This window comes from Curtobacterium sp. B8 (assembly GCF_000333315.1).
Classification (GTDB): domain Bacteria; phylum Actinomycetota; class Actinomycetes; order Actinomycetales; family Microbacteriaceae; genus Curtobacterium; species Curtobacterium luteum.
The window spans coordinates 1-4,706 of sequence record NZ_BACW01000515.1 but is presented as its reverse complement, the minus strand read 5'-3'; the positions used below and the strand labels follow the sequence as shown (position 1 = coordinate 4,706).

The 4,706-nt window shown below is 74.1% G+C and carries 2 protein-coding genes and 1 pseudogene; all 3 read right to left on the bottom strand.

From position 1 onward, the window contains the following. The coding region (locus I59_RS13325) for a ComEC/Rec2 family competence protein (protein ID WP_187289825.1) at positions 1-2,433 on the bottom strand (2,433 nt) is incomplete at its 3' end. A 13-nt stretch (positions 2,434-2,446) separates the two neighbouring features. Beyond that, entirely contained in the window at positions 2,447-3,139 is a 693-nt protein-coding gene (locus I59_RS21515) for a ComEA family DNA-binding protein (RefSeq protein ID WP_022904291.1), read from the bottom strand. 210 nt (positions 3,140-3,349) lie between these two features. Continuing rightward, positions 3,350-4,706 (bottom strand): annotated as a pseudogene (locus I59_RS20020) (class I tRNA ligase family protein); the annotation flags it as partial.

Below are 4,706 nucleotides of genomic sequence, written 5' to 3'. Positions count from 1 at the left end.
GGCTTCTTGGCGGGCATGCGGTCCTTCCGGTGCGGCGACCGGTCGTGCTCCGGTCGCCACGTCGATCCTACGGCCGACCCCCGACCCGGCGGAGCCGACGGAACGGGCCGAGGGCTCCGGGTCCGAGCGCTCCGTCCACACCCGAGGGCCGTCGTTCCCCGGTGCGACGACGACGGTCCCGCTGCGGTCGGTCCGGTACACGACGCTGCCGGCAGCGGCCAGCATGTCGAGCGCCTGCCGGGTGGGGTGCCCGTAGGTGTTGTCCGCTCCGACGCCGATGAGCGCGATCCGGGCACCGAGCGATCGGTACAGCCCGGGGTCCTGGTCCGCCGAGCCGTGGTGCGACACCTTGACCACGTCGACCGGTCGCTCGGCGCCGCCCGCACCGACGAGCCGCCGCTGAGCCGCTTCGCCGAGGTCCCCGAGGAGCATCGCCGACGGACAGCCGGCGCAGTCGGGATCGGGTTCGACCCGGATGGCGATGCTCGCGGCGTTCCCGGACGCGGTCGACGACCGGGGTGGCCACAGCGCCACCAGGCGGAGGCTCCCGAGCTGCACCGCTGTCCCGGCGGCGGCCCGGCGGACCTCGACCCCGGCGCCCCGCAGGTCGCGGAGCACCCGCTCGTCCGCGGGTCGGCCGGTGGGGCCGACGAGCGCATTCGAGACCGAGGCGGCGACCGCCGACGTCGCGCCGACGTGGTCCCGGTCGTAGTGCGTCAGCACGAGCACCGCGATGTGTCCCACGCCGAGCAGGTCGAGGCACGCGGCGAGGCGCTCGGGGTCGTCCCCTGTGTCGACGAGCGCTGTCGCGCCACCCGACCGCAGCAGGACCGCATCCCCCTGCCCCACGTCGCAGGCCGCGATCGTCCAGTCCCGTGGCACGCTGCCACGGACGACGGTCTGCGGCACGGCGACGAGGCCGATGCCGAGCACGACCACCGCGCCCGCGGCGAGCAGGAGCCGGAGTCGGACGTGCGCCGCGACGAAGCACGAGACGACCACACACCCGGAGACCACGACGGCGAGTCCGACGCCCGGCACTCCGGGCGGCCACGGCGCGGATGCACCCGGCAACGCGGCGGCCGTGCGGGCGACCCACCCGACGGCGCTCGCGGGGACCCAGGCGACGGCGGCCAGCACGGAGGCCGCACCGGGCCACACGGGCGCGAAGAGGCAGGCACCGAGTCCGACGACGGTGACGATCGGCGCGAGTGGTTCGGTGAGCAGGTTCGCGGGCACGGCGTACGTCGGCAGCGCAGGCGCGAGGAGGATCGTCACCGGCCAGCACGCCACCTGCGCGACCACCGGGACGGCCACTGCGGCGGCGACCGGTGTCCACAGTCGCCTCGCGAGCAGGTCGGTCAGCGGCGGCCCGAGCACCACGATCCCGCTCGTCGCGAGCACGGACAGCGCGAACGCGAAGGACCGTGCGTACCACGGGTCCACCACGAGCATCCCGATGACGGCGAGCGAGATGAGCGGGGCGCCACGGACGGGCCGCCCGGACAGGTGCACCACCAGCGCCACGACCGCCATCAGGGTCGCCCGGACGATGGACGGGTCCGGACGCACGAGCACCACGAACGCGAGCAGGAACGCGACGGCCGCCCCGGCGCGGAGGACCCGCGGGAGACCGCAGGCCCGGCCGAGGAGCACCACCAACCCGACGATGACGGCGCAGTTGGCCCCGGACACCGCGGTCAGGTGCGTGAGCGCTGCCGTCTCCATCGCGCCCTCGGTGTCGGGGTCGAGTCCGTTCCGGTCGCCGATCGCCAGTCCGCGGAGGAGGGCAGCGCCGGGCTCCGGGAGCTGGGTGGTGACCCGGACGAACGCTCGGCGAGCACCATCGGTCAGGGCGAGGAGCCCCGTCGGCGCGCGGGACTCGACCGGGCCGTGCAGGAACACCACCCACGCGGTGGGCGACCCCGCAGCGTCGGGCTCCACCGCCCCGGTGCCCACGAGGATGGACCCGGCGGCGAACCGTTCGGCACCCCGTCCCTGGACGTCGGGCACCAGCCGCACCGGCACACGCAGCCCGGCCGAGTCCTCCGTCGCGATCAGGGTCGCCGCGACGGAACGCGCACCGCGCTCGAGGTCCCGGTCCAGCACGAGCCGGACCGTCCGCTGGCCGGGGTCTCCGGACAGCTCCGGCGGGTTCCGCCGCTGCTCGCCGACGGCCACGGCGACGGCGACGAGCACGACGAGCAGCGCACTCGTCACCACGAGGCCGACAGCGAGTGCGATCGCGCCGCCGTGCAGCCGTGGCAGGAGCGCGAGGAGGACGATCCCGCCCACCACGAGCAGGCCGCCGCCGATCACCACCGCGATCGCGCTGTCCGGGACGCCGACGAGGACGGCACAGGACACCCAGGCGACGGCCGCCGGGCCCGCGATGCGCAGGTCGGCGAGGCGAGCGTGCACGGCACTGCGCACGGAGCCCATGCGGTCAGACCCGGACGCGCGGCTGCAGGTCGGCGAACTTGGCGTCCCCGATCCCGCTGACGTCGAGCAGGTCCTCGACGGCGGCGAAGCGCCCGTGCTCCTCGCGCCAGGCGAGGATCCGTTCCGCCAGCGCGGGCCCGATCCCCGGCAACGTCTCGAGCGTCGCGGCGTCGGCGGCGTTCAGGTCGACGACCGTGTCCGACCCGGTCGATCCCGATGCGCTCGGGGCACCCGCACCGCCCGCATCGCCGTCCGGCAGGGCGATCGGGACGTCCGTCTCCCCGACGCGCGGCACGTAGACCTGTTCCCCGTCCACCAGCGGGCGAGCCAGGTTCACCCGTGCGAGATCGGCGTCGCGGGCGGCACCCCCTGCGCGCTCCAGCGCCGTCGTGACCCGGCTGCCGGCCGGCAGCGTGACCACGCCGGGCTTCCCGACCGCGCCCGCGACGTGCACGACGACGACCGACGGCGTGGCCGTGCTCGTGTCAGGACCGGTACCGGCCGGGGGGCCATCGGCCGTCGGCCCGCCCGCCGTGGAGGCCGGCTCGGCTGACGGCGCGTCGCTGACGACGACCTCGGCAGCGGATCCACCGCCAGCCGACCGGGTCCCGAGCACGATCACGAGCACGGCGACCACCGCGACGACCGCGGCCAAGACGACGGCGGCACGGGGTGTGAGCGAGAAGCGTGAGGACATACCGGAACGCTAGGGAGCCGAGCCTCGCGACCGGACTCCGCGCGGGTCAGCCGTGGACGACCCCACCAGCACCGGCACCTGTGCAGGACTCGCCACACGCCGAGCGAGCGCACCCGCGCGCCCCACCCCGATCGAGCGCACCCGCGCGCCCCACCCCGATCGAGCGCGCCCGCGCCCCGATCGAGCGCGCCCGCGCCCGCGCCCGCGCAGCTACCCCTTGATCGCGATGTTCACGAGCTTCGGCGCCCGCACGATCACCTTCACGATCTCGCGCTCACCGATGTACCGCTGCACGTTCGCCGACTCCCGCGCGAGCGCCTCGAGCTCCGAGGGCTCGATCGACTTCGACACCTCGAACGAGTCGCGGACCTTGCCGTTGACCTGCACGACCGCCGTCAGCGTGTCCTGCACGAGCAGCGTCGGGTCGGCCTTCCGCCACCCGTACGTGGCCACCGTCGGCTCGTAGCCCAGCTTCTCCCACATCTCCTCGCCCACGTACGGAGCGAACACGGCGAGGCCGAGCGTGATGGTCTCGACGGCCTCGCGCACGGCGGGGTCGCCCGCGCCGGGGCCGCTGTCGATCGCCTTGCGCGTCACGTTCACGAGGTCCATGAGCCGCGCGATCACGACGTTGAACTTGAAGGACTCCATGAGGCCCGGTGCGTCGGCGAGGAACCGGTGCGTGACCTGGCGGAGTGCCCGGTCGCCGTCGGCCCAGACGACGTCCTTCGGGGACGTGACGTCGAGCGCGAGCCGGTAGGCGCGGGCCAGGAAGCGCGCGGACGCCGACGGGGAGACGTCCTCCCAGTTGATGTCGTCCTCGGGCGGGCCGGCGAAGCCCATCACCAGGCGGATCGCGTCGACCCCGTTGGCGTCGAGCTCGTCGCCGAGGGACACGCCGCCCTTCGACTTCGACATCTTCGAGCCACCCGACAGCACCATGCCCTGGTTGAGCAGCGCCGTGAACGGCTCGGTGAAGTCGAGGTAGCCGAGGTCGAACAGGACCTTCGTCACGAAGCGTGCGTACAGCAGGTGCAGGATCGCGTGCTCGATGCCGCCGATGTACTGGTCGACCGGCGCCCACTTGCGCGCGATCGCGGGGTCGAACGCCTGCGTGTCGTCGTTCGCGGCCAGGAAGCGCAGGAAGTACCACGACGAGTCGACGAACGTGTCCATCGTGTCGGTGTCACGCGTCGCCGGGGTCCCGTCGACGGGGTTCGGGACGTTCACCCAGTCGGTCGCGCCACCGAGCGGCGAGGTGCCCTTCGGCTTGAGGTCGAGCCCCTCGGTCGACGGCAGCCGGACGGGCAGCTGGTCCATGGGCACCGGGTGCTCGGTGCCGTCCGCGCCGTGGATGATCGGGATCGGGGTGCCCCAGAACCGCTGGCGGGAGATGAGCCAGTCGCGCAGGCGGTACGTCTTGGCCGCACGGCCGGTCCCGCGCTCCTCGAGCAGGCGGATCGCCGCGGTGATGGCGTGCTGCTTCGACATGCGTCGAGCGGCCCGGAGTTGATCATGCGACCGGTGCCGGTCAGGGCCTCGCCCGTCGACACCGGGTCGAGCGCCG